Genomic DNA, 22,347 nt, shown 5'->3' with positions numbered 1-22,347 from the left:
TATTGCCATGTCGTGAAAGCTAGCGCTGACGGGGAACCTGTGAGGCGGGCACCCGGCACGCCGCTCTCCCTTCAGTCGAGAGGTCCCGCCTAAACGGGTACGGATCAGCCTTTGTGAATGCGCAATCCTTCAAGCAGGGTCCGGAAGCTTTCAACTGCCCGTTTGGAAGTCCTTTCAGGGTCGTCGGAATTCGCGATCCACTGGGCGGCGCTGCTGCTTGCCGCGTTGATGAAACGGGCACATGCCTCCGGGTCAATATCGGTGATCGCCCCTTCCTGCTTCAGCACATCAAGGCTTCGCGCGACGGCGGAGATACAGCCATTGGCATTTGGCCAGCGGGAGGGATCACCGAGCACGGCCGGTCCATCACGAAACATGATCCGCTGGATTTCCGGCTCAAGAGCCATGCGGACATAACCGACATTCTCATCGATAAAACCGTCCCACCGGGTCGCGGCTTTCGACGAAATCTCACAGAGTCTTTTTGTCATCTCCGCGTCAATTTCAGCGACAACCGCCAGCAGCAGGCCCTTTTTGTCACCGAAATGGTGATAGAGCGCGCCACGGGTCAGCCCCGCCTCGGCGGTGAAGTCGTCCATCGACGCTTCGGCATAACCGATGCTGCCAAACGCCTTTCGACCGGCGGACAGAAGCTTTGCCCGTGTCTCGGCAATCATTTCACTGCGGGGTTTGCGCATTTTTTCTCCGTCGTCCACATACACCACGTATATTAGTTGACATACGCGACGTATGCAATTATCTCATTCACATACGCCACGTATGTGTGTGGTAGATACTCCCTGAACAAGGTGCATCCCGATGTCTAATCCATACAGAGAAATTTTTAGGGCTCCGGGCGCGAAGGGCTTTTCCGCCGCGGGCTTCTTTGCCCGCCTGCCAATTGCGATGGCGCCGATCGGTATCGTCGCCATGCTTTCCCAGACCCATGGAGAATATTGGCTTGCCGGCGCCGTCTCGGCAACCTTCGCGCTGACCAATGCGGCTGCGGCACCGCAGATCTCCCGCCTCGTGGATCGCAAGGGCCAGAGCAAGGTCCTCATCCCGGCCACCATCATATCGGTCATCGCCTTTGTGGTTTTGATCCTCGCCACGAACCAGAAGTGGCCGGTCTGGACCCTGTTCCTTTCAGCCTTCCTCGCCGCCGCCATGCCCAGCATCCCCGCCATGATGCGTGCCCGCTGGACGGAAATCTTCCGCGACCGGCCAGAGCTGAACACGGCTTTTGCCTTTGAGTCCGCCGCGGATGAGCTGGTTTATATTTCCGGCGCCTCGCTTTCCGTCGGGCTTGCGGTCTCGCTCTTTCCGGAAGCGGGCATGATGATCAGCACGGCCTCGCTGGCGCTCGGCACCTTTGCCTTCCTGCTGCAGCGGTCGACAGAACCCAAGGTGCGCCCGGTTGAAAGCGGGACACGGCAGCAATCAGCGATACGGCTACGGCCGGTCCAGATCATCACACTCGCCCTGATCTTCGTGGGTTCAACCTTCGCCACGGCCGAGGTAAGCGCTGTGGCCATCACCAAGCAACTCGGCCAGCCGGAGGCCGCGAGCCTCGTCATCGGTGTCTATGCCATAGGCTCCTTCGTTGTCGGCCTGCTGCTCGGCGCGATCAACCCGAAAATGCCGTTACATCGCCAGTTGCTGATTGCCGTCAGCGTCCTTGCGCTTACCGCCCTGCCGCTCCTCTTTGCCACGACAACCGTTGCCCTGCTCGCCTTTGCCGTTTTCCTCAGCGGCGTTGCAATCTCGCCCATCTTCATCACCGCATTCGGCCTTATCGAGCGCCGCGTGCCGGAATCGATGCTGACGGAAGGCGTGACCTGGGTGATGACCGGCATCGGTATCGGCATGGCGCTCGGCGCCTTCATCTCCGGCTGGGTCATCGATAATTTCGGCCCCACCAACGGCTTCTGGATGTCCGTTGCTGCCAGCCTTTCGACAGTCGCCATCATTGGCCTCGGTCAGCGCAGCCTTTCCGGAGAGCAGAGAGCTTCCGAGCAGGCATGCGCGGCACAGCCCGCCGAATAATACCTCGAGCACCCGGTGAACATGGTAATGGCGGCAAAATAGCTGGCATTATCATGCCCCAAGGCGCTTTTAGCCGCCGCTGAAACTTCCTTCAAAATCAAAACCCTTGCACCGGAGCGATCAAAAGATCGCTCCGGTTTTTCGGTGTGGCGCTTCCCAACCGATCATTCGCGCTTGACTCTCAAAAACACAATAGATATGTCACTACATAATCTGATATTTCAGTTTGGTTATTGATATGTCTAACGCTCTTGAATTTCCATCGTTGCCGCTGTCCGAACTCGTCACCCCGCGAGACTTGCCGGCTGATGGAAACATGACGAACCGGATCCATGCCCTGCTTCGCAAACTGATTGTCGAGGTGAAGCTGCTTCCCGGGCGCGCATTGTCGGAAAAGGAAATCGCAGCGCTCTTGCATGTCAGCAAGACGCCGGTGCGCGAGGCGATCATTCGCCTTTCCGAAGAAGGTTTCGTGACTGTCGTACCGCAGGGCGGTACCTATATCTCGCCGATCGACGTGCAGCGCTACATGGAAGCCTGCTTCATCCGGTTCAAGCTGGAAGAGGGCGCCGTCATCGAGGCGACCAAGCGGCACTCGCTGGAAGACATCGCCCGTCTGAAAACCTGCATTTCCCAGCAGCGCACCGCAGCCGAAGACGAGGAATTCACGGATTTCTTCCTGCTGGACGAGGAATTTCACCGCACCATCTTCGCGGCAGCCCGCCTTCCCGGCGCCTGGAGCGTGGTCAATCAGGCAAAAGGTGAAATGGACCGGATGCGCCATCTGAAGCGCGTTTTTGCGGTCCGTCGCACTGAAAAGGTGATCGAGGAGCACGAAGCGATCGTGAGCGCCATCGAGTCAGGCGATATCGAAGCCGCACGCGAAGCCGTCCAGCGCCATCTCGGATCACTCGAAACCAAGATCGCAGAACTCTCCAAGAACCCGAAGATCTGGACCTTCATCGAACAGGTCAACACGCGCGTCACGAGGAAGCGCGCTTCACGGGGGTCGAAGACGCCTGACTGAACATTCAAGGCTTTTGAGGAGGGGCCTTTCATGTCTGCAGTTCAAATCAACGATGTCGTCAAGCGCTACGGCGCTCTCGAAGTCGTCCACGGTATCAATCTTTCCATACAGCCGCAGGAATTCGTTGTCCTCGTTGGTCCCTCGGGATGCGGAAAATCCACCACGCTGCGCATGCTCGCCGGACTGGAGGACATCTCGGACGGCACCGTTTCAATGGATGGCCGGATCGTCAACAAGGTCGCCCCGAAAGACCGCGATGTCGCCATGGTATTCCAGAACTATGCGCTCTACCCCCATCTGAGCGTGGCCGAGAACATCGCATTCGGCCTGCGCGTCAGGGGCGAGAAGCGCGCCGTCGTTGACAAGGCCGTTGCGGAAGCCGCACAGATATTGGGACTTACCGAATATCTGGCCCGCAAGCCGGCAGATCTTTCCGGCGGCCAGCGTCAGCGCGTCGCCATGGGCCGCGCCATCGTGCGCCGGCCGAAAATCTTCCTGTTCGACGAACCCCTCTCCAATCTCGACGCCAAGCTGCGCACCCATATGCGCGCCGAGATCAAGCTGCTGCACAAGCGGATGCAGGCTACCAGCATCTATGTCACCCACGACCAGGTGGAGGCGATGACGCTTGCCGACCGTATCGTCATCATGAATGGCGGCCATATCGAACAGGTCGGCTCGCCGATGGAGGTTTTCCTCGAACCGGCAAACACATTTGTCGCAAGCTTCATAGGCTCCCCACCGATGAACCTTCTGGACGGGACGATCGAAAGCCATGACGGCTGCGTTACCGTTGTCCTCGGTGGCGGCTCCGGGCAGCGCTTCAACATTCCCGATGCCTTCGCGCAGAACACGACGCAAGGACAGGCCGTCAAGCTTGGCCTGCGGCCGGAAATCATGTCGGTGGAGGCTGGCGATGGCCGCGATGTTCTAAATTGCAGCATCGACCTCGTGGAGCCTCTGGGCGCTGAAGCGTTGCTGCATGGAAAGGCCGATGGCCAGCCATTTATCGCCAAAGCCGAAACGCTTTATGGCGACCACGCCCTTAACGGCATCAACCGGCTGTCCATCGATACCGCACGCGTCCACATCTTTGATGCGGCGACCGGAAGATCGCTCAAAACACGGGGTGGAGCGCGGCCATGAAACAGGATTTTCAAGGGCGCCTTCACGACCTTCAGGAAGACGTGCGCCGCGACTGGCAGCTCTACCTCCTGCTCGCGCCAATGCTCATCTGGTTTGCGGTTTTCCTCTACAAACCCATGTACGGGCTGGTCATCGCATTCCAGGATTTTTCGATCTTCCGCGGCATCGAAAAAAGCCCCTGGGTCGGATTTGCGAATTTCGTGGAGCTTTTCCAGAATGACATGTTCATTCGTTCCTTCTGGAACACCATCACCATCAGCGGCCTTGGCCTGATCTTCGCCTTTCCGGTGCCGATCATTCTGGCCCTGATGTTCAACGAAATTCAAAGCGGCATTGCCCGCAGCTGGGCGCAGACGGTCGTTTACCTGCCGCACTTCATTTCGGTGGTGATCGTCGCCGGCATCGTCATCAATTTCCTCTCGCCATCGATTGGCATCGTCAATCTCATGCTGAAAGGCCTTGGGTTCGAACCGATCTATTTCCTGACCCAGCCGGAATGGTTTCGCCCGGTCTACATAGGCTCATCCGTCTGGAAAGAGGCAGGCTTCGAATCCATCGTCTATCTCGCCGCCATCGCCGGCGTGAGCCCGACACTTTACGAATCCGCCCGCGTGGACGGCGCATCGCGCTGGCAGATGATGTGGCGCATCACCCTGCCCTGCATCCTGCCGACAATCGTGATCATGCTGATCATCCGCATCGGCAATCTGGTCGAGGTCGGGTTCGAATATATCATCCTGCTTTATCGCCCATCCACTTATGAGACGGCGGACGTCGTTTCCACCTTCATCTACCGCACCGGCCTGCAGGGCACCCAATACGATCTGGCGACTGCCGCCGGACTGTTCAACGCGGTCATCGCTTTCGTCCTTGTCTATTCGGCAAATCGTATCAGCCGAAAAGTCTCGTCGACATCGCTGTGGTGAGGAGCTGAAACATGGCAAACTTCAATCTTTATTCCCGCGGCGACAGGATTTTCGGCTGGGCAAACGCCATTCTTCTCGGCCTGTTCGTCCTGTCGACGCTTTATCCCTTCATCTATGTGCTGTCGGTCTCGCTGTCCTCGGGTGCCGCCGTCACGGCCGGTCGCGTCACACTCTGGCCGGTGGACGTCACGCTTGCCGCCTATGACCGGGTCCTGTCCGACAGGATGTTCTGGGTCGCTTATGGCAACACCTTCATCTACACCTTCGGCGGCACGCTGATGAGCCTGCTGATCATGATCCCCGGAGCCTATGCCCTCTCGCGCAAGCGCCTGCGTGGCCGCACCTTCTTCAACATCGCCATCGCGTTTACGCTCTGGTTCAACGCCGGCATGATCCCCTTCTTTCTGAACATGCGCGACCTTGGACTTCTCGACAGCCGCTTCGGCATCATCCTTGGCTTTGCGGCAAACGCCTTCAACGTCATTCTGCTGCGCAATTTCTTCGAAGCCGTGCCCAAGTCCTTCGAAGAGGCCGCCAAGATGGACGGCGCCAGCGAATTGCAGCTGCTGTGGAAGGTGTTCATTCCGCTTTCCAAGCCCGCAATCGTCACCGTTGCGCTGTTCTGCATCGTTTCACGCTGGAACGGCTATTTCTGGGCCATGGTGCTGCTGCGCGGCGAAGAGAAAATCCCGCTTCAGGTCTATCTCAAGCGCGTCATCGTCGACCTCAACTCGAACGACGAATTCGCCTCGAGCCTGCTCACCGCCCATTATTCGTTCGAGACGGTGACGTCAGCGATCATGATCGCTTCCATCATTCCCGTCCTCATCATTTACCCCTACGCGCAGAAGTATTTCACCAAAGGAATTCTGCTGGGCGGAGTGAAAGAGTAGCAGCACAAGGGAGGAGAACCTGTGAGAGCACTACGAAAAGGCGCGCCCCTACTGGCGTTGATGACAGCCGCAACCCTGGCCTTGCCGGCATTGGCGCAGGATGCGGGCAAGATCACCGAAGACCCGCTGGAACTGACGATCCATTTCCACTTCCGCGACAAATACGTCTATTCGGAAAAATGGCCGGTGGAGCAGAAGGCCGCGGAAATCACCAACATCCATGTCCGCAACGTGGCGTCGCTGGCGACCACCAGCAGCCGCGATGCATTCAACCTTCTGATCGCCTCTGGCAACCTTCCCGATATCGTCGGCGGCGACGCCACCGGTGGGCTGAAGGAAGACTTCATTCGCTACGGGCTGGAAGGCGCGTTCATTCCACTCGACGATCTGATCGAGGAAAACGCCCCCAACCTCAAAGCCTTCTTCGACAGCCACAAGGACATCCGCAACGCCATCTCCGGACCGGACGGCAAGCTTTACTTCATTCCCTATGTGCCTGATGGCAAGTTCTCGCGCGGCTGGTTCATCCGCCAGGACTGGCTCGACAAGCTTGGCCTGAAGCAGCCGGAGACACCGGAAGAGGTCTACGAGGTTCTGAAAGCCTTCCGAGACAAGGACCCCAACGGCAACGGCCTCAAGGATGAGGTGCCTTATTTTGCCCGTGAGGAAATCGATGCCGTCCGCCTCATCAATCTGTGGGACGCACGCGTTTCGGGATCGGAGCGGTATGGCGACTTTGCCGTCTATGACGGAAAGCTGCGTCACCCCTGGGCGGAAGACAACTACAAGACCGGCATTTCCAATGTCGCCAAGTGGTATAAGGAAGGGCTGATCGACAAGGAGATATTCACCCGCGGCGCCCGTTCGCGCGAATATCTCTTGGGCAACAATCTCGGCGGCATGACACATGACTGGTTCGCCAGCACCTCGACCTATAATGACGCGCTGTCGCCGAAGATTGCGGGCTTTGCACTGAAGCCCATGCTTCCGCCCAAGACGGTTTCAGGTGAGCGTTTCGAGGATTCCCGCCGCCTGCGTGTCCAGCCCGTCGGCTGGGCTATTTCGGCGACCAACGAACACCCCGTCGAAACCATCAAATATTTCGACTTCTGGTTCTCGCAGCAGGGTCGCATCCTGTCGAACTTCGGCGTCGAGGGCCTCACTTACGAAATGGTCGACGGCAAACCGCAGTTCAAGAAGGAAATCCTCGACAACAAGGATCCGGTCAATGCCCAGCTATGGGCAGTCGGTGCGGCGATCCCGCGCGGATACTGGATGGATTACGAATATGAGCGCCAGTGGACAAACAAGATCGCGCTTGAAGGCATCGACATGTACGAGAAGTGCAACTGCCTCAAGGACGAGTTCATGGGCGTTTCCCTGAACGCTGAGGAAAAGGCGACCTTCGACCGCTACTGGCCTAGCATCCTCACCTACATGACCGAAATGCAGCAGACCTGGATTCTCGGCGCGCAGGACGTCGATACCGGCTGGGACGCCTATAAAAAGCGTCTCAGCGCCCTCGGTTACGACGAGGTCATCAAGATGATGCAATCGGCCTATGACCGCCAGTACAAGGCGGCGCAATAAACCCTCCGACCACGATGGCGGCTTTATCGCCGCCATCCTTTCCCATCTGTTTTCATAGGAGTTAGAGCGCAATGCGTCCCTCTGCCCCGGCCATCTCCAGACAGACACTTCTCGATGAACCCCGCCCGGGCTCATTGACCATTGGCTACGAGCCGAGCGAAGAAGCACAGCCGACGGAGAACCCTCCGCGCTTTTCATGGCTACCGGATATCGACGACGGCGCGCGTTACGTGCTGCGCATTTCGGCCGATCCCGGCTTTGCGGACAAAAAAACGCTCGTCTTCGAAGATCTCGCCTGGAATTTCTTCACACCGGATGAAGCGCTGCCGGAGGGCCACTATCACTGGTGTTATGCGCTTTGGGATCAAAAATCCGCGACAGCGCATTCCAACTGGAGCGCCGTGCGCAGTTTCGAGATCGGTGCAACACTGCCGAAAACGCCGCTGCCCGGCAAGTCTGCCCGCCACGCCGCCGCGCAAACCAGCCACCCTCGGCTGTGGCTCAATTCCGAGCAATTGAGCACCTTCGCCGATGCCGTTGCAAAGGATCCCAATCATTGCGGCTGGGCCGAATTTTACGAAAAATCGGTTGAACCATGGCTGCAGCGGCCGGTCATGCCGGAACCGCAGCCCTATCCCAACAACATGCGGGTCGCCGCGCTCTGGCGGCAGATGTATATTGATTGCCAGGAAGTGATCTATGCGATCCGGCACCTTGCCATCGCCGGCCGCGTGCTCGGGCGCAACGATCTTCTCGATGCATCTCGCAAATGGCTGCTGGCCGTCGCCGCCTGGGACCCGAAAGGTGCGACCTCGCGCGCCTATAATGACGAGGCGGGGTTCCGTGTCGTTGTTGCACTCGCCTGGGGTTATGACTGGCTGTACGACCATCTGAGCGAAGACGAACGCAAGACCGTGCGGTCCGTTCTTCTCGAACGGACGCGGGAAGTTGCCGACCATGTCATTGCACACGCCCGCATTCACGTATTTCCCTATGACAGCCATGCGGTGCGCTCGCTTTCGGCTGTCCTGACACCGGCCTGCATCGCGCTTCAGGGCGAAAGCGAAGAGGCGGGCGAATGGCTCGACTATACCGTCGAATTCCTCGCCACGCTCTATTCTCCATGGGCCGGAACCGACGGCGGCTGGGCGGAAGGTCCGCATTACTGGATGACAGGCATGGCCTATCTTATCGAGGCCGCCAACCTGATCCGCTCCTATATGGGTTACGACCTTTATCAGCGGCCGTTTTTCCAGAATACCGGCCGCTTCCCGCTTTACACCAAGGCGCCCGGCACCCGTCGCGCCAACTTCGGCGACGACTCCACGCTCGGTGATCTTCCCGGCCTGAAACTCGGCTACAACGTCCGGCAATTCGCCGGCGTCACCGGCAATGGCCACTACCAATGGTATTTCGATCACATCAAGGCCGATGCGACGGGCACGGAAATGGCCTTTTACAATTACGGCTGGTGGGACCTGAACTTCGACGATCTCGTCTATCGCCACGATTACCGGCAGGTGGAAGCCGTGCCGCCTGCCGACTTGCCGGCACTCGCCGTTTTCGATGATATCGGTTGGGCCACGATCCAGAAAAATATGGAAGATCCGGACCGGCACCTGCAGTTCGTCTTCAAATCCAGCCCCTATGGCTCGCTCAGCCACAGCCATGGCGACCAGAACGCCTTTGTGCTTTATGCCCATGGCGAAGATCTGGCGATCCAGTCCGGTTATTACGTGGCGTTCAATTCGCAGATGCACCTGAACTGGCGCCGTCAGACACGGTCGAAAAACGCGGTGCTGATCGGCGGCAAGGGCCAATATGCGGAAAAGGACAAGGCGCTTGCGCGCCGCGCCGCCGGCCGCATCGCCTCGGTGGAGGAAAAGCCCGGCCATGTGCGTATCGTCGGCGACGCCACAGCCGCCTACCAGGTTGCGAACCCGCTGGTTCAAAAGGTGCTGCGCGAAATCCATTTCGTCAATGACAGCTATTTCGTGATTGTCGACGAGGTGGAATGTTCCGAACCCCAGGAACTGCAATGGCTTTGCCATACACTCGGAGCGCCGCAGACCGGCAGGTCAAGCTTCCGCTACAATGGCCAGAAAGCCGGCTTCTACGGGCAGTTCGTCTACTCTTCGGCCGGCACGCCACAAATCAGCGCAGTGGAAGGTTTTCCCGATATCGACCCGAAGGAATTCGAAGGGCTCGATATTCACCACCATGTCTGCGCCACGGCTCCAGCCGCCACCCGGCATCGCCTTGTCACCCTTCTCGTGCCTTACAGCCTGAAGGAGCCGAAGCGCATCTTCAGCTTCATCGACGATCAGGGTTTTTCGACCGACATCTACTTCAGCGATGTCGATGACGAGCGTTTCAAGCTCTCACTTCCCAAGCAGTTCTAACCATACGAGGTTTTCCAATGCAGCGTTTTACCAACAGGACCGTTGTTGTCGCCGGCGCCGGCCGGGATATCGGCCGGGCATGTGCCATCCGTTTTGCGCAGGAAGGCGCCAATGTCGTTCTTACCTATAATGGTGCTGCCGATGGTGCGGCTACAGCCGTTACCGAAATCGAAAAGCTTGGCCGCTCGGCTCTGGCCATCAAGGCGGATCTCACCAATGCAAGCGACGTTGAGGCAGCCATATCCACAGCTGCCGACAAATTCGGCGAGATCCATGGCCTCGTCCATGTTGCCGGCGGCCTGATCGCCCGCAAGACAATTGCAGAGATGGATGAAGCCTTCTGGCATCAGGTCCTCGACGTCAATCTGACATCGCTGTTCCTGACCACCAAGGCCGCATTGCCCAAAATGGCAAAGGGCGGGGCCATCGTCACCTTCTCGTCGCAGGCCGGCCGTGATGGCGGCGGCCCGGGCGCTCTTGCCTATGCGACCTCCAAGGGTGCCGTGATGACCTTCACCCGTGGCCTTGCCAAGGAAGCCGGCCCTGATATCCGCGTCAATGCCGTTTGCCCCGGCATGATCTCGACCACCTTCCACGACACCTTCACCAAGCCGGAGGTGCGCGAACGGGTGGCCGGCGCAACGTCGCTCAAGCGCGAAGGGTCGAGCGAAGACGTTGCCGGTCTGGTAGCCTTCCTCGCATCTGACGATGCCGCCTATGTCACCGGCGCCTGCTACGACATCAATGGCGGCGTCCTGTTCTCCTGATATCCCGGTAAAAACCATGTCCGTATCGTTACCAAGGGCGAGCCGGATTGCCATTCTCGGCACCTCGCTCGTCCAGCAGAACCATATTGGTGACGCCAGCTCGCTTGCCACATCGGCACGCGGCTGGATGAGCTGGGCCGAGGTCCTGTCGCATGGCAGGCTTTGTTGCCCGGTCCACCACGATCCATCCGTGCCGTCTGGGTGGGAGCCGAGCAACCGGCCCGGTGTCAGCCGGTTCTTTTCCGGCCTCAATTTCGGGGTTTCCGGCCAGAAGGCGGTCGAGATCGAGCGGCGATTGTCTCGGTTGCTGCAATCGGATTTTGACCTGATCATTGTCGATGCCGGCACCAACGACATGATGGTGGAAACGCGCCAGACGATTGCCGACACGCGGGCAAGGATCGCCTCAGTCCTGCTCGCCGCCGGCAAGACCGTGATCCTGCTTCCCATTCTGGCGCGAAGCGTCGGGAAATGGCCCGCAGGCGGTACGGAGCGCGCCAAGGCGCACTGGATCAACCGGCAAAGCATCGAATTTGCGGCAAACAACGCCAATTGCCATATCTTCGACTGGAACGCGGCGTGGGTCGATCCTGACAGCGAATTCGGCGAGTCCTATCCCGGCTATTCCGATGACGGAACCCATTTTTCCGTACCCGGCGCCTTTGCCGTCGGACAATTGCTGGCGGACTACCTCGAAACGATCGTGCCCCGTGCGCCTGCCCGGCTCCTGTCAAAGGATGATCGCTTCGATCCGGTAAACAATCCAGCCGGCAATCTCGCATCGGATCTCTCGGCCCGGATCGTCACCGAAACGGGTGAGCAGAACCATCGTCTTGGCGGGCAGCTTGTCCACCCCGGCACCGGCGTCTGGGTGGAAGCGATCTGTAATGTGGAGATACCGGCCCATGATGGGGTTCTGGGAATATCGCTGCGGCTGAAAGATGTCGCAGCCGAGGGACAGACGATGACGGCGCTCGCACCGTTCCGCGCGGATGACGGCAGGCTCTTTTCCTTTCCGTCCGCGCAGTGGCAAGGCGCGTTAAGGACCCCTCCCCTGAAACTACGGTCGGGCAAGACACCGCCCGAACTTTTTCTCGATGTGATCCTGCAACCCGGTTCTCAACCGATCGAGATTGATGTTTCCAGCATCGACATCCGCCCCATTTCAAATCCGGTGCGCGCATGAAACATTCCGAGAATAAACCACGCCTGCTGATCGCCATGCGCAGCGAGCTTCCCGAAGCGTTCTTCGGTTCGCGCGAATGGGCGCGGCTGAATGCGATAGCGGACATTATTCCGGGTTTTCCCCATACGGATTTCGACACCGCTGAAGGTGCCGAAGCTCTCGCCGAAGCTGACATTCTGCTCGCTGCCTGGGGTACGCCATCCCTCACACGCGAACGACTTTCCCGCGCGCCACGGCTGAAAATGCTGGCCTATGCGGCATCATCGGTGCGGGTGGTTGCGCCCGCAGAATTCTGGGAAACGTCCGATATTCTCGTCACGACAGCAGCTTCCGCCATGGCCGTGCCGGTTGCCGAATTCACCTATGCGGCGATCATCATGTGCGGCAAGGACGTCTTTCGGTTGCGGGATGAACACAGGGCGGAGCGCGGCACCGGCGTTTTTGGCAGCAGGCGTGGCAGAAGCCTGCCGCATCTCGGCAATCATGCCCGCAAGGTTGGCATTGTCGGCGCCTCACGCATCGGGCGGCTGGTGATGGAGATGCTGGCGCGCAGCAAATTTGAGATTGCCGTTTACGATCCCTTTCTTTCGCCAGAAGAGGCAGCCTCCCTCGGCGCGAGGAAAACGGAGCTGGATGAACTTCTCGCCTGCTCCGATGTGGTCTCGCTGCACGCGCCGATCCTGCCGGAAACGCGCCATATGATCGGCGCCCGTGAACTGGCGCTGATGGCCGATCATGCCATCTTCATCAATACCGCGCGGGGTTGGCTGGTGGATCACGAGGCATTGCTGGCCGAGGCGCTTTCCGGACGGCTGCGCATCCTGATCGACACGCCCGAACCCGAACCCTTGCCAACGGACAGCCCATTTTACGATCTGCCCAATGTCGTGCTCACCCCTCATATAGCCGGGGCGCTGGGCAACGAATTGCGCGCACTTTCCGATCTGGCCATTACCGAGATTGAACGCTTCGTGGCGGGGCTTGCGCCACTCCACCCGGTCTATAAGCAGGATATGGAGCGTATGGCATGAGCGGTTCCGACTATTGCTTTTCGACCCTCGGCTGCTCCGACCTCAGCCTGCATGAGACGGCCGATCTGGCAGAGCGCCATGGCATAAGAAGCGTGGAATTGCGCGCACTATCCGGCACCATAGACCTGATCTCCGCGCTCGTTGCCGAGTTCGGCACCCCTGCCCGATTTGCCACTTTTCTGACCGAACGCAACATCAGAATTGCCGCTCTCAACACATCCATGCGGCTGTTCGGAAGCGGCAGTCTCTCCGAGCTAGACCCTTTCATTGACTGGGCGGAAGCTGCCAACATCGCCTATCTGCGGATATTCGATGGTGGCAAAAAAATTGGGGCGGAGGAGTTGGATCGCGCAGCGACGCTGCTGGACAAGTGGCAGGGTCTGCGGCAATCACGCGGGCTGAATGTCGAGCTTATGATCGAAACCCACGACGCGCTGGCCGATTTCGATCAGTTGCTCGCTTTTCTGGAACACGTACCGACGGCCCGGATATTGTGGGATACCCATCATACATGGGCCAAAGGCACCGATCTCAAAACCCTTTGGCGCCACATCGCTAAAAACACCGTCCATCTGCACGTCAAGGATAGCACGACGGATAAAGACGGAAAACGGCGCTACGTTCTGCCCGGCCAGGGCAACTTTCCCATCGCGGAACTGCTTTCGTTGCTCCAGCCGGACGAACGGCAAATTCCCCTCAGCCTCGAATGGGAACGCCACTGGCACCCCCAACTGCCACCACTGGAAGATGCGCTGAAGGCTGCGCGCCACTGGTGGCGACAAGGAGTTTCTTGATATGCGCATAGCCGAAATCCACCTCACTCCGGTCGCCATTCCCGACCGGCCATTGCTGAATTGCAAGGGTGTCCATCAGCCCCATGCGCTGCGCACCATCATCGAAGTCATATGCGACGACGGCACGACCGGGCTTGGGGAAAGTTACGGAAGCATCAAGGCGCTGGACGGGTTGCGTCGCGCCGCACCAGCCCTCATCGGACTGGACCCTTTTCATCTTCACGAACTGAAATCGCGTATCATTACGGCTTTGCCGGGCGGCGGTGGCATCAATGCCAAATCGGCTGTCGCCGATCACAAGCTGACGGATGTGGTTGCCTCGGCCTTCGAAGTCCCCTGCCTCGACATTCAGGGCAAGCTGCTTGGGCGGCCGGTTTCAGACCTGCTTGGCGGGGCGGTTCGCACAAGCGTACCTTTCAGCGCCTATCTGTTTTTCAAATTTGCAGGCCATATCGGCGAAGCGGCGGATGAATGGGGAGAGGTTATGACCCCTGACCAGATGGTCGGCGAAGCCCGGAAAATGGTCGACGCTTACGGTTTTCAATCGCTGAAACTGAAGGGCGGCGTGCTGCATCCCGATCTCGAGATCGAGACGATGCTGAAGCTGCGGCAAGCCTTTCCCCATCACCCCCTGAGGATTGATCCGAATGGCGGCTGGACAGTGGAAACGGCCATCTACATTGCCCGCAAGCTTGAAAATATTCTCGAATATCTTGAGGACCCGGTCATCGGCATGGACCAGATGGCGCAGGTGGCGGCCGCAACCTCAATCCCGCTCGCCACCAACATGATCGTTCTGGAGTTCGACCAGATCGCCACCGCCTTCCGTAAAAATGCGGTACAGATCGTGCTGTCAGATCACCATTATTGGGGCGGATTGCGCGCTTCGACCCATCTCGCAAAGACCTGCGAGACACTGGGGCTTGGTGTTTCCATGCATTCCAATTCCCACCTCGGCATCACCCTTGCGGCGATGGTGCATGTGGCTGCAGCAACGCCGAACCTTAGTTTCGATTGCGACACACATTACCCATGGACGGGCGTCGATGTGATCGAGGGTACGCCTTTCACATTCCGAAACGGTCGTCTGGATGTGCCGAAAGCGCCCGGACTTGGCGTCAGCCTCAATCGGCAGAAGCTCGCCGAACTTGCGGCTCTTTATGAGCAGACCGCGATGAAGGAGCGCGATGACACAGCCTACATGAAGCTCTTCGACCCCGCTTATGAAAGGCGTGTGCCGCGTTGGTAATCTTGCATGCGCCAGAACTCGACTGGCCGATTTCTCAGCGCTTCCGGCCAACCACACGCTAGATCAGGATGATCGAAATGCCCCGGTGATCCGTCGAAGCACGGCATTCGCGCTGTCGCCGGTGACGGTCGAAATCATCACGACATCCAGTTTCGGAAGTTCCGGGAGCGCGCGGCCCCTGACCTGCCGCACACCGGCGGGGGCTGCGCTTTGTGCCAGAAGTGCTATGCCAATCCCGGCTTCAGCCGCGGCTCCGACCGCCGTTGCGCCGGTGCCGACAAATACCTCGCGCCAGGGGATATCCGCTGTTTCCAGCGCCCGAAGAGCCATGGCCCGCAAATTGCAAGGTTCCGGTTGAAGCACCAGCGGCACCGGGAGGTTTGAAGGCAGATCAAAATCCCCGCTGCAATACCAGCCAAAGCTCTCCTGAAACAGAGGTTCCCCATCCCGGCGGATATCATCGTGCCGCAGCACCACGATCGCGTCGAGTTCTCCGGCATCATAGAGGTCAAGCAGGGTTCTTGTGCCGGCCGTACGAAGATGAAGCGTCACGCTCGTCTCGCGCTCGCTGACGACCCGAAGTATCCGAGGCAGGTCGGCCCCGATCAGATGATGGGTAACGCCGATCGCCAGACGCGTTGGCTCCTGTTCAAAGACATCAAGCGCGCGACGACCGGCAGCGACATAGGCCCGCGCCGGCTCCAGGAAGCGTTCGCCTGCAGCCGTCAACCGCACGCGGCGTGGCGTCCGTTCGACGAGGCGATGCCCCAGCAAGTCTTCGAGCCGGCGCAAGCGCAGGGATATGGCCGCCTGCGTCGTATTCATAACGCCTGCAACCCGCGTGAACGACTGCAATTCGGCAACAAGAAGAAAAGCCTCGACGGCTTCAGGATCCAATGAGCGCATGACTTGCATAACAAGCTGTTATCGCTGAAACTTGCAAGCTCCTAATTCTGTCGGCTGACCAGAAAGGTTATCGCACGAAAACCCTGATAGGAGCTTTTCGTGTCGTCACAGATTTCTTTGTCCTCGCCCACACCCACGTCCGAGACCGATCCCCGGATCTGGGCAGTCCTTGCCGTGGCGGTCGGAACGCAAACCGCAGGCTCATTCGTATCGCAGGGAATTTACATTCTCGTGCCCTTCTGGCGGGAAGCATTCGGGGTCTCCCTCGCATCTGCATCGCTTGCCGTGACCGTTATGAACGGCGTCCAGATCGCGACAATGTTCATGCTCGGCCGCGCCATTGATATTCACGGTGAACGTCGCATCGTCGGCATTGCCATGCTCGGCATGGCGATCGCCATGGCCTGTGCAGCGGCATTCGCAGACAGCCTGCCCGCGCTGCTTGTTTGCATCGCTTTTCTGGGCGGCACCTATGCGGCCGTCCAACCGGGCGGCACGCGGGCGATCATGCGCTGGTTCCCACCTGCCAAACGCGGCATTGCCACAGGGTTCAGACAGGCGGCGGTTCCCTTTGGAACAATGATTGCAGCCGCTCTCCTGCCTTTCATGGCGGTCCGTTACGGGTGGCATGCCGCAGCATGGCTTTGCGCCGGTGTTTCCATTGTCGGCGCGGCGCTTTTCTGGGGGCTGTATCGCGAGGGAGGCGATTTGGCCGCAAAAACCGAGCGTCCACTATCTCTAGGCAAACTCGTCCGCATCGTCGGGCAGGATCGCAGCTTCTGGCCCGTATTGCGGCTCGGTATCGCCATGTCTGCGTTTCAATTCACCTTGACCGCACACGCGATCGGCTTCATGGCGGATGGATTGGGGCTAGGCCTTTTTGCCGCTTCTTCGATGTTTGCCGCCACGCAGCTTGCGGGCATTCCCGGCCGTATTCTCCTGCCTTGGCTCAGCGATCGTTTCCGGCCCGGTCTTCGCGGTCAATCCTTTGGCCTGGTATCCGTCATTGCCGCCGGCGCTGCGACAATCCTGGCGCTTCTTCCCACCGGCACTCCGCCGCTGGTGATCCTCCCGGTGCTCGTCATATTGGGGATATTCGGGATCGGCTGGTTTCCGCTTTATCTTCTGCAGATCGCCGAGAGCGCACCGAAAGGTTCGATAGCATCGACAATCGCCTTCGCGTCCACGATCTGCTTGGCTGTCATGGCAATTGGCCCTTACATCTTCGGGCTGCTGGTCGACAGTTTTGGCTACGGGGCAGCGTGGTCGGTACTCATCTTGCCGGTGGTTGTGACAGCGCTGCCCCTGGCAATCTCGCTGCGCCCCTCCAGAACTCAGATTAGCTCATCGTAGACTAGCTGACTGCTTTGACAGGGAATGAGGCCGAAGCAAGTGCCTTGGTCAAAAAAAAAAGGCAATTCCGCCGACACGCGCAGCACATCATTCGGCCTTCGAAAGCACACGTTGCTCCTCCGCCGCGGAAAGTGGGCCGCCGGCTTCGATAGACGTCAGATAGGTGTCAATTGTCTCCTGTGAAGACGCCGGAACATAACCGTCGGCCCTTGGTGACGATAGGGCGAGACGTGTTACCCAGGTGCCATCCGACCGGCAGGCAACGGCCAGGGTGTTTTCTTCCTGTCGTTTCAATTCGTATTCGCGGCAGAGTGCGCCCCGGCCATCGACAAAACTTGCGACGATGCGCAGCACTTCGGATTGACCGACTGCGATATCGCTGCCGGACGGTTGACGATCGAGCGCAGCAGACAATGCGCCCTTGACCGATGTGCCTGATTCGAGACCGCTACGCCCGGCGACAAAACCGCCAACACCGGTAATGACGGCGAGGACGGAGGCTGCAACCGGCATCAGCCAGCGCTGCCTGAAGCGGGATATCTCTGGCTTTTCCCGTCCGCGGAAAGCAATGACCTTGGCACCCTCCGTATCGGAACTGTTGGCTTCGGCGTCCTCAACCATGCGACGTACCGATGCAGCAAGCGCATCCGGCACCGGCTCATCGATCAGCGGCTTGAGCGTCGAGGCGAGCGCCGTCCGCGTGTCGAGGAAAACGGCAAGGCGTTCGGCAAGCGCGTCATCCGTTTCGAGCGCGGTTTCAAGACGAAGGCTGGTCGCCTCGTCAAGTTCGCCATCGGCAAATGCCATCAATGTCTCGTCGTCAAAATGTTCCATGCTCATGCAACGCCGCCTTTCCTATCTGACGAACGTTTCTCCCCCAGACTTATTCCCGTCAGTTCCGCCAGATGTTTGCGTGCCCGCGCCAGCCGGCTCATGACCGTGCCGATGGGAATGGAGAGAACATCGGCCGTATCGCGGTAACTGAGCTCCTCGACGCAGACCAGAACCAGCACTTCGCGCTGCTCTTCCGGCAGTTTCTGCAGGGCCGCCACCACCTCCATCAGTTCCATGCGCGCATGCGTCGCTGCTTCTCCCGAAGGCACCGACACATCATGCGCCTTCTCGATCTCCTCCTGCGGACCAGCGGTCCTGGCACGGCGCAGATGATCAATCCAGAGGTTGCGCAGGATACGAAACATCCAGGCGTCGAATCGGGTATCGGGTGCAAAACTGTCGGCAGCAACGATTGCCCGCTCGCAGGCGGCCTGCACCAGATCGTCGGCCAATTCGCGTGAATGGCAGAGCGAAATCGCAAATCGACGCAGGTTCGGCAGGAACTCGACCAGCCGCTGCGGCACTGTGGGCGTTTCATTCGTCATGCGATTTGTTTGGCACGGAACGGAATAATCTGTCGAGCCAAACGTCTACCTGAGGTAACATTCACACATATGTTCGGAATGTTTCGAGTGTAATTTCTACTGGAGATAGCCATTTGTCGAAGACTGCACCGCTTCGTTTCGGGTTTTTAATCGTTATCCTCACCGCCGCCTTTTCACAGGCCGCGTTGCCGCTGCTGCAATCGGCAGGCATTGCTCCCGGTATTTCCGCAGCGCGCGCAGACGATGATGACGATGGCGGCGGCAATGACGACGATGGTGGCGGTAGCGGGTATGGCGGCTCGTCTGGAGGGGGAGACCGCGGGAGCGACAACCGGCGTCCCCGTGGCGATCTGCGTTCGCTTTTTGGCTGGCCGTTCCAGCGAGCGGAACAAAGGCCGCCGCAGCGAAGGACCGTCGCCGTTCCGGAACGCGCACCCGACAAAATACTGGCGCTCGGCCTCGACGATCCAGCGATAGCAAACCTGACGCAGGAAGGATTTGTCGTTGATGAACGAACGACCATAGCGCTTACCGGCAGCGAACTGATCAAGCTGACGATACCGCGGGGAATGACACTGGATACCGCGCGACAGGCTGTCATCGCGACAGCGCCTTCCGCATCCGTGGATTTCAACCATTTCTATCAGCCGGAACAGCAGGAAGCCTCTTCCTGTTCCGGTGATGGCTGCAAGCTCGTGAGACATATGGTCGGCTGGCCTCTCGATGGTGATCAGGAACAACCGGCAAGCTGCGCCGCTCCGTTGCCGATCGGCCTCATCGATACCGCCATAAACGCCGGACACGCATCATTCACCGACGCCGCGATTGAGGTCGTGCAGCTTGGTAATGGTGCGGAAGCGCCATCGGGTGAACAGCATGGAACCGCGGTCGCCGCCCTTCTGGTCGGAGCCGCGGGCAGCCGTGCGCCCGGCCTTCTCCCCGCCGGGCACCTCGTGGCGATAGATGCCTTCCAGCGCTATCGCAAGACGGCCGATATTGCCGAAACATACGATCTCATCCAGGCGCTCGACGTACTCGCCGCCAGAAAAATCCGGATCATCAACCTCAGCCTGAGCGGGCCTGCGAACACATTGCTCGAAAAGGCAGTGCGCGCGACGATCGACAAGGGCACGATACTGGTCGCCGCAGCCGGCAATGAAGGTCCGAACGCCAAGCCGGTTTATCCCGCAGCCTATGCGGATGTTATCGCGGTCACGGCCGTGGACAGAAGCATGAAGCCATATCGGCGCGCCGTTCGCGGGGAGCATATCGACATCGCAGCGCCAGGCGTCGGCGTGTGGACGGCCGCCTCCATTTCCGGCGGCAGACAGAAGAGCGGCACGTCTTTTGCCGCGCCCTTTGTAACGGCTGCGGCCTCGCTGCTGCTGGGCGCAAACCCGGACATGCGGCCGAACGACGTCGCAAATGCCCTGGCGCAGTCGGCAAGCGACATGGGCGCGCCGGGTAAGGACGCGATTTTCGGTTGGGGTCTGCTGAACGCACGAACATTGTGCCAGAGTTGAGCTTGCCAGCGTCACTCTATTTTTTGCGTTATCCATGTGCAGCTTTAATAAAAATGCCCGGCGCGAGGCCGGGCATGAACGTCAGATCTTGATGGACGATATCAATCGTCATCGTCATCATCGTCGTCGTCAAAATCATCGTCGTCGTCGCGGGAACCGCCGCGGAAGTTCCGCCACCCGTCGTTGTCATAACGATAGCGGCGACTGAAGCGACGGTCATCATCGTCGTCATCGCCATCATCATCCACCAAAACGATGTGAGAGTGCGCGCGAAGCGGTGGCTGCGGCTGTATCGCCGTGGCGTATGCCGGAGATGCTGCAACCGTGAAGGTTACCGTGGCAAACAGCGCCACGGCACTTGCGGCAAAAATATGCCTCATGACGTTTCTCCTTTCATGTTTCATGTCGGTACCTGCCATGTCGGTACCTGGCGAGGAACGCGGCTGACGCGACTTTATTCCGCGCAAAGACATTTTCCTCAGGCCACCCCTGCCCCTCAAAAACTTGCCTCTGCTGGGAATATTCACCGTCATCGAACGTTCATAATCGGACATAGGGGAAAATTTGTGCCGCACGGGCGGCTCTCCCGATCCGAAACTGCCCTCTGATGACGGCGCGATGCAAAGGAGGCCACTGGTGGCACATCTCATGTCCTTGCCCACGGCAAATCTGAAGAAAGACCTGCCGACAACCGCCATGACCGAGGCTACGGTTTCCGTCCGGCGCCTCAAACATATTGTTGCGATGCTGCTGACTGCCTTCGCCGCTGTGCTGATCTTTCTAGCGATCGACGACCTGACAATGCCGATGCGGGCGACACTCTTCATTTTTTTGTCGGCCATCATCGCCTGGACGGTCCTCGAACTGCCTGAAACGCCGGTTGCCCTGACCGGGGCTATCGCGCTTGCCGTCGTCGGCGCGATACCGGAAAATCTGGTTTACCAGTCGTTGGGCAATGACATCATCTGGCTTCTTCTGTCGGCCTTCGTGATTGCCGGCGTATTGCGGCATGTGGGTCTCATCGAGCAATTGACGGCACGACTGATGCCCAGAATGCGCAGCATAAGCTCGATGTTCTGGATGCTGACGTTTGTGACCTTCGCGACCGCCTTCGTCATTCCTTCCACCTCAGCCCGGGCCGTCATTCTCATGCCGGTGTATCTCGGATTGTCAGGCGCAATCGGCAATAGCCGCATTTCCCGTGCCCTCGGCCTGCTCTTTCCCACGATCATTCTCCTTTCCGCCGGCGCATCCCTGATTGGCGCCGGGGCGCATCTGGTTGCTGCCGGGTTCTTGGCCCGCCTGACCGGAACTCAGCCGGATTTCATCGGCTGGCTGGTGCTGGCCGGACCGTTTTCGCTCATCACCTGCCTGATTGCCTGCACCATCCTGCTGCATGTGTTTCTCACCAGAGAGGAACGCGACATGGTCCCGGACAGCAAAGCGGGCCTGGCGCGAATCGCCCCCTTTTCCAGAGAACAGATCATCGTCGCGGCTGTGGTCTCCTGCACGGTCCTGATGTTTTCCACCCAGTCCATTCACGGTGTCGGAATGGCGCTGATCGGCATGGTGGCAGCTCTTGTCCTCTGCGTGCCTGATGTCTCCGGCATGACGTTGAAAACAGCCTTGAAAACCGTCGAGTGGAATCTGCTTCTTTTCATGGCCGGCACGCTGGTCATCGGCGAAGCGCTGATCGAGACGGGCACGGCACAGATGCTGGCCGATCGGCTGGTGGCTGTTTTCCGCCAGAGCTTGATCACCGCACCTTATATCGTCATCTCATTTGCCGTAATTGTCGCCACCTTTTCCCATCTGGTGATCACCTCGCGCACGGCGCGGGTTACGGTTCTTGTTCCCGCCTTTGCATTACCCTTGTCTGGCCTTGGCGTGGATCCGGCCGTGCTTGTGATGATGGTGACACTGGCAAGCGGCTTTTGCCAGATGACGATGGTATCGGCAAAACCGGTCGTTCTGTTCGGTGGAATGGAACCCGCAGCATTCACTCAAGCCGACCTGCGCAAGCTTGGTTATTTCCTCCTGCCGCCATTCATATTCCTGCTCATCCTGTCGGCAATATTTCTTTGGCCGATGCAGGGACTTTCGCAAAAAATCTAAAACAAACAATGAAT

Annotated in this window: 20 protein-coding genes; 15 read left to right on the top strand and 5 right to left on the bottom strand. The window is 59.0% G+C overall.

Features of this window, described 5'->3' with window-relative positions; all coding sequences use genetic code 11:
* Positions 1-104 precede the first annotated feature (104 nt).
* Positions 105-698 (bottom strand): TetR/AcrR family transcriptional regulator, encoded by a 594-nt coding sequence (locus ACQZ5F_RS19665; protein ID WP_225244539.1) that lies wholly within the window; start codon positions 696-698, stop codon positions 105-107.
* A gap of 121 nt (positions 699-819) precedes the next feature.
* Between ACQZ5F_RS19665 and ACQZ5F_RS19660 the strand changes: the two genes are divergently transcribed.
* The 12 genes from ACQZ5F_RS19660 (at position 820) to ACQZ5F_RS19605 (ending at position 15,057) form a co-directional block, all read left to right on the top strand.
* Positions 820-2,046: an MFS transporter gene (locus ACQZ5F_RS19660; protein WP_137087624.1), complete on the top strand. Its 1,227-nt coding sequence runs from the start codon at positions 820-822 to the stop codon at positions 2,044-2,046.
* Positions 2,047-2,284: 238 nt separating this feature from the next.
* Positions 2,285-3,073, top strand: a complete 789-nt coding sequence (locus tag ACQZ5F_RS19655) for a GntR family transcriptional regulator (RefSeq protein ID WP_225341569.1) — start codon at positions 2,285-2,287, stop codon at positions 3,071-3,073.
* Positions 3,074-3,103: 30 nt separating this feature from the next.
* On the top strand, positions 3,104-4,219 hold the full coding sequence (locus ACQZ5F_RS19650) for an ABC transporter ATP-binding protein (RefSeq protein WP_448730768.1): 1,116 nt from the start codon (positions 3,104-3,106) through the stop codon (positions 4,217-4,219).
* On the top strand, positions 4,216-5,145 hold the full coding sequence (locus ACQZ5F_RS19645; protein WP_046801050.1) for an ABC transporter permease: 930 nt from the start codon (positions 4,216-4,218) through the stop codon (positions 5,143-5,145). The genes ACQZ5F_RS19650 and ACQZ5F_RS19645 overlap by 4 nt, the downstream gene beginning before the upstream one ends.
* A gap of 11 nt (positions 5,146-5,156) precedes the next feature.
* Positions 5,157-6,038, top strand: a complete 882-nt coding sequence (locus tag ACQZ5F_RS19640) for a carbohydrate ABC transporter permease (protein WP_003517572.1) — start codon at positions 5,157-5,159, stop codon at positions 6,036-6,038.
* Positions 6,039-6,098: 60 nt separating this feature from the next.
* Entirely contained in the window at positions 6,099-7,628 is a 1,530-nt protein-coding gene (locus ACQZ5F_RS19635) for an extracellular solute-binding protein (protein ID WP_448730968.1), read from the top strand.
* 71 nt (positions 7,629-7,699) lie between these two features.
* Complete coding sequence (locus ACQZ5F_RS19630) at positions 7,700-10,030, top strand: alginate lyase (protein WP_448730767.1); 2,331 nt, start codon at positions 7,700-7,702, stop codon at positions 10,028-10,030.
* Positions 10,031-10,047: 17 nt separating this feature from the next.
* Positions 10,048-10,797, top strand: a complete 750-nt coding sequence (locus ACQZ5F_RS19625) for an SDR family NAD(P)-dependent oxidoreductase (RefSeq protein WP_448730766.1) — start codon at positions 10,048-10,050, stop codon at positions 10,795-10,797.
* Positions 10,798-10,813: 16 nt separating this feature from the next.
* Positions 10,814-11,983 carry an SGNH/GDSL hydrolase family protein gene (locus ACQZ5F_RS19620; protein ID WP_448730765.1) on the top strand — a complete coding sequence of 390 codons (1,170 nt, stop codon included), beginning with the start codon at positions 10,814-10,816 and terminating at the stop codon, positions 11,981-11,983.
* Positions 11,980-13,014, top strand: coding sequence for a hydroxyacid dehydrogenase (locus ACQZ5F_RS19615; protein ID WP_448730764.1), 1,035 nt, complete (start codon positions 11,980-11,982; stop codon positions 13,012-13,014). Before ACQZ5F_RS19620 ends, ACQZ5F_RS19615 begins: the two co-directional genes overlap by 4 nt.
* The gene (locus ACQZ5F_RS19610; protein ID WP_448730763.1) at positions 13,011-13,808 is read left to right on the top strand and encodes a sugar phosphate isomerase/epimerase family protein; all 798 of its coding nucleotides are present in this window, start codon (positions 13,011-13,013) and stop codon (positions 13,806-13,808) included. The genes ACQZ5F_RS19615 and ACQZ5F_RS19610 overlap by 4 nt, the downstream gene beginning before the upstream one ends.
* Before the next feature lies 1 nt (position 13,809).
* Positions 13,810-15,057, top strand: coding sequence for a glucarate dehydratase family protein (locus ACQZ5F_RS19605; protein ID WP_448730762.1), 1,248 nt, complete (start codon positions 13,810-13,812; stop codon positions 15,055-15,057).
* Positions 15,058-15,120: 63 nt separating this feature from the next.
* Here ACQZ5F_RS19605 and ACQZ5F_RS19600 read toward each other — a convergent pair whose 3' ends face one another.
* On the bottom strand, positions 15,121-15,972 hold the full coding sequence (locus ACQZ5F_RS19600) for a LysR family transcriptional regulator (protein WP_448730761.1): 852 nt from the start codon (positions 15,970-15,972) through the stop codon (positions 15,121-15,123).
* 90 nt (positions 15,973-16,062) lie between these two features.
* On the opposite strand from ACQZ5F_RS19600, the gene ACQZ5F_RS19595 reads away from it, so the two are divergent.
* On the top strand, positions 16,063-17,316 hold the full coding sequence (locus ACQZ5F_RS19595) for an MFS transporter (protein ID WP_052819149.1): 1,254 nt from the start codon (positions 16,063-16,065) through the stop codon (positions 17,314-17,316).
* An 87-nt stretch (positions 17,317-17,403) separates the two neighbouring features.
* Here ACQZ5F_RS19595 and ACQZ5F_RS19590 read toward each other — a convergent pair whose 3' ends face one another.
* Positions 17,404-18,156: an anti-sigma factor family protein gene (locus ACQZ5F_RS19590; RefSeq protein WP_052819148.1), complete on the bottom strand. Its 753-nt coding sequence runs from the start codon at positions 18,154-18,156 to the stop codon at positions 17,404-17,406.
* A complete protein-coding gene (locus ACQZ5F_RS19585) occupies positions 18,153-18,695 on the bottom strand; it encodes an RNA polymerase sigma factor (protein WP_046801061.1) in 543 nt (180 codons plus the stop codon). Before ACQZ5F_RS19585 ends, ACQZ5F_RS19590 begins: the two co-directional genes overlap by 4 nt.
* A gap of 113 nt (positions 18,696-18,808) precedes the next feature.
* On the opposite strand from ACQZ5F_RS19585, the gene ACQZ5F_RS19580 reads away from it, so the two are divergent.
* Positions 18,809-20,218, top strand: coding sequence for a S8 family serine peptidase (locus ACQZ5F_RS19580; protein WP_448730760.1), 1,410 nt, complete (start codon positions 18,809-18,811; stop codon positions 20,216-20,218).
* A 101-nt stretch (positions 20,219-20,319) separates the two neighbouring features.
* Here the strand turns inward: ACQZ5F_RS19580 and ACQZ5F_RS19575 are convergent, their stop codons facing one another.
* Positions 20,320-20,637 (bottom strand): hypothetical protein, encoded by a 318-nt coding sequence (locus ACQZ5F_RS19575; protein ID WP_225338422.1) that lies wholly within the window; start codon positions 20,635-20,637, stop codon positions 20,320-20,322.
* A gap of 217 nt (positions 20,638-20,854) precedes the next feature.
* Between ACQZ5F_RS19575 and ACQZ5F_RS19570 the strand changes: the two genes are divergently transcribed.
* Entirely contained in the window at positions 20,855-22,333 is a 1,479-nt protein-coding gene (locus tag ACQZ5F_RS19570) for an SLC13 family permease (RefSeq protein WP_448730759.1), read from the top strand.
* Positions 22,334-22,347: the final 14 nt, after the last annotated feature.

The organism is Agrobacterium sp. 22-210-1 (assembly GCF_053522525.1).
The sequence above is the reverse complement of the archived record's forward strand: the minus strand, read 5'-3'. Positions and strand labels throughout refer to the sequence as shown.

Bases quoted from the DNA above. Each gene is read 5' to 3' on its own strand.
- ACQZ5F_RS19665 (WP_225244539.1), bottom strand. From the start codon at position 698: ATGCGCAAACCCCGCAGTGAAATGATTGCCGAGACACGGGCAAAGCTT.
- ACQZ5F_RS19660 (WP_137087624.1), top strand. From the start codon at position 820: ATGTCTAATCCATACAGAGAAATTTTTAGGGCTCCGGGCGCGAAGGGC.
- ACQZ5F_RS19655 (WP_225341569.1), top strand. From the start codon at position 2,285: ATGTCTAACGCTCTTGAATTTCCATCGTTGCCGCTGTCCGAACTCGTC.
- ACQZ5F_RS19650 (WP_448730768.1), top strand. From the start codon at position 3,104: ATGTCTGCAGTTCAAATCAACGATGTCGTCAAGCGCTACGGCGCTCTC.
- ACQZ5F_RS19645 (WP_046801050.1), top strand. From the start codon at position 4,216: ATGAAACAGGATTTTCAAGGGCGCCTTCACGACCTTCAGGAAGACGTG.
- ACQZ5F_RS19640 (WP_003517572.1), top strand. From the start codon at position 5,157: ATGGCAAACTTCAATCTTTATTCCCGCGGCGACAGGATTTTCGGCTGG.
- ACQZ5F_RS19635 (WP_448730968.1), top strand. From the start codon at position 6,099: ATGACAGCCGCAACCCTGGCCTTGCCGGCATTGGCGCAGGATGCGGGC.
- ACQZ5F_RS19630 (WP_448730767.1), top strand. From the start codon at position 7,700: ATGCGTCCCTCTGCCCCGGCCATCTCCAGACAGACACTTCTCGATGAA.
- ACQZ5F_RS19625 (WP_448730766.1), top strand. From the start codon at position 10,048: ATGCAGCGTTTTACCAACAGGACCGTTGTTGTCGCCGGCGCCGGCCGG.
- ACQZ5F_RS19620 (WP_448730765.1), top strand. From the start codon at position 10,814: ATGTCCGTATCGTTACCAAGGGCGAGCCGGATTGCCATTCTCGGCACC.
- ACQZ5F_RS19615 (WP_448730764.1), top strand. From the start codon at position 11,980: ATGAAACATTCCGAGAATAAACCACGCCTGCTGATCGCCATGCGCAGC.
- ACQZ5F_RS19610 (WP_448730763.1), top strand. From the start codon at position 13,011: ATGAGCGGTTCCGACTATTGCTTTTCGACCCTCGGCTGCTCCGACCTC.
- ACQZ5F_RS19605 (WP_448730762.1), top strand. From the start codon at position 13,810: ATGCGCATAGCCGAAATCCACCTCACTCCGGTCGCCATTCCCGACCGG.
- ACQZ5F_RS19600 (WP_448730761.1), bottom strand. From the start codon at position 15,972: ATGCAAGTCATGCGCTCATTGGATCCTGAAGCCGTCGAGGCTTTTCTT.
- ACQZ5F_RS19590 (WP_052819148.1), bottom strand. From the start codon at position 18,156: ATGAGCATGGAACATTTTGACGACGAGACATTGATGGCATTTGCCGAT.
- ACQZ5F_RS19585 (WP_046801061.1), bottom strand. From the start codon at position 18,695: ATGACGAATGAAACGCCCACAGTGCCGCAGCGGCTGGTCGAGTTCCTG.
- ACQZ5F_RS19575 (WP_225338422.1), bottom strand. From the start codon at position 20,637: ATGGCAGGTACCGACATGAAACATGAAAGGAGAAACGTCATGAGGCAT.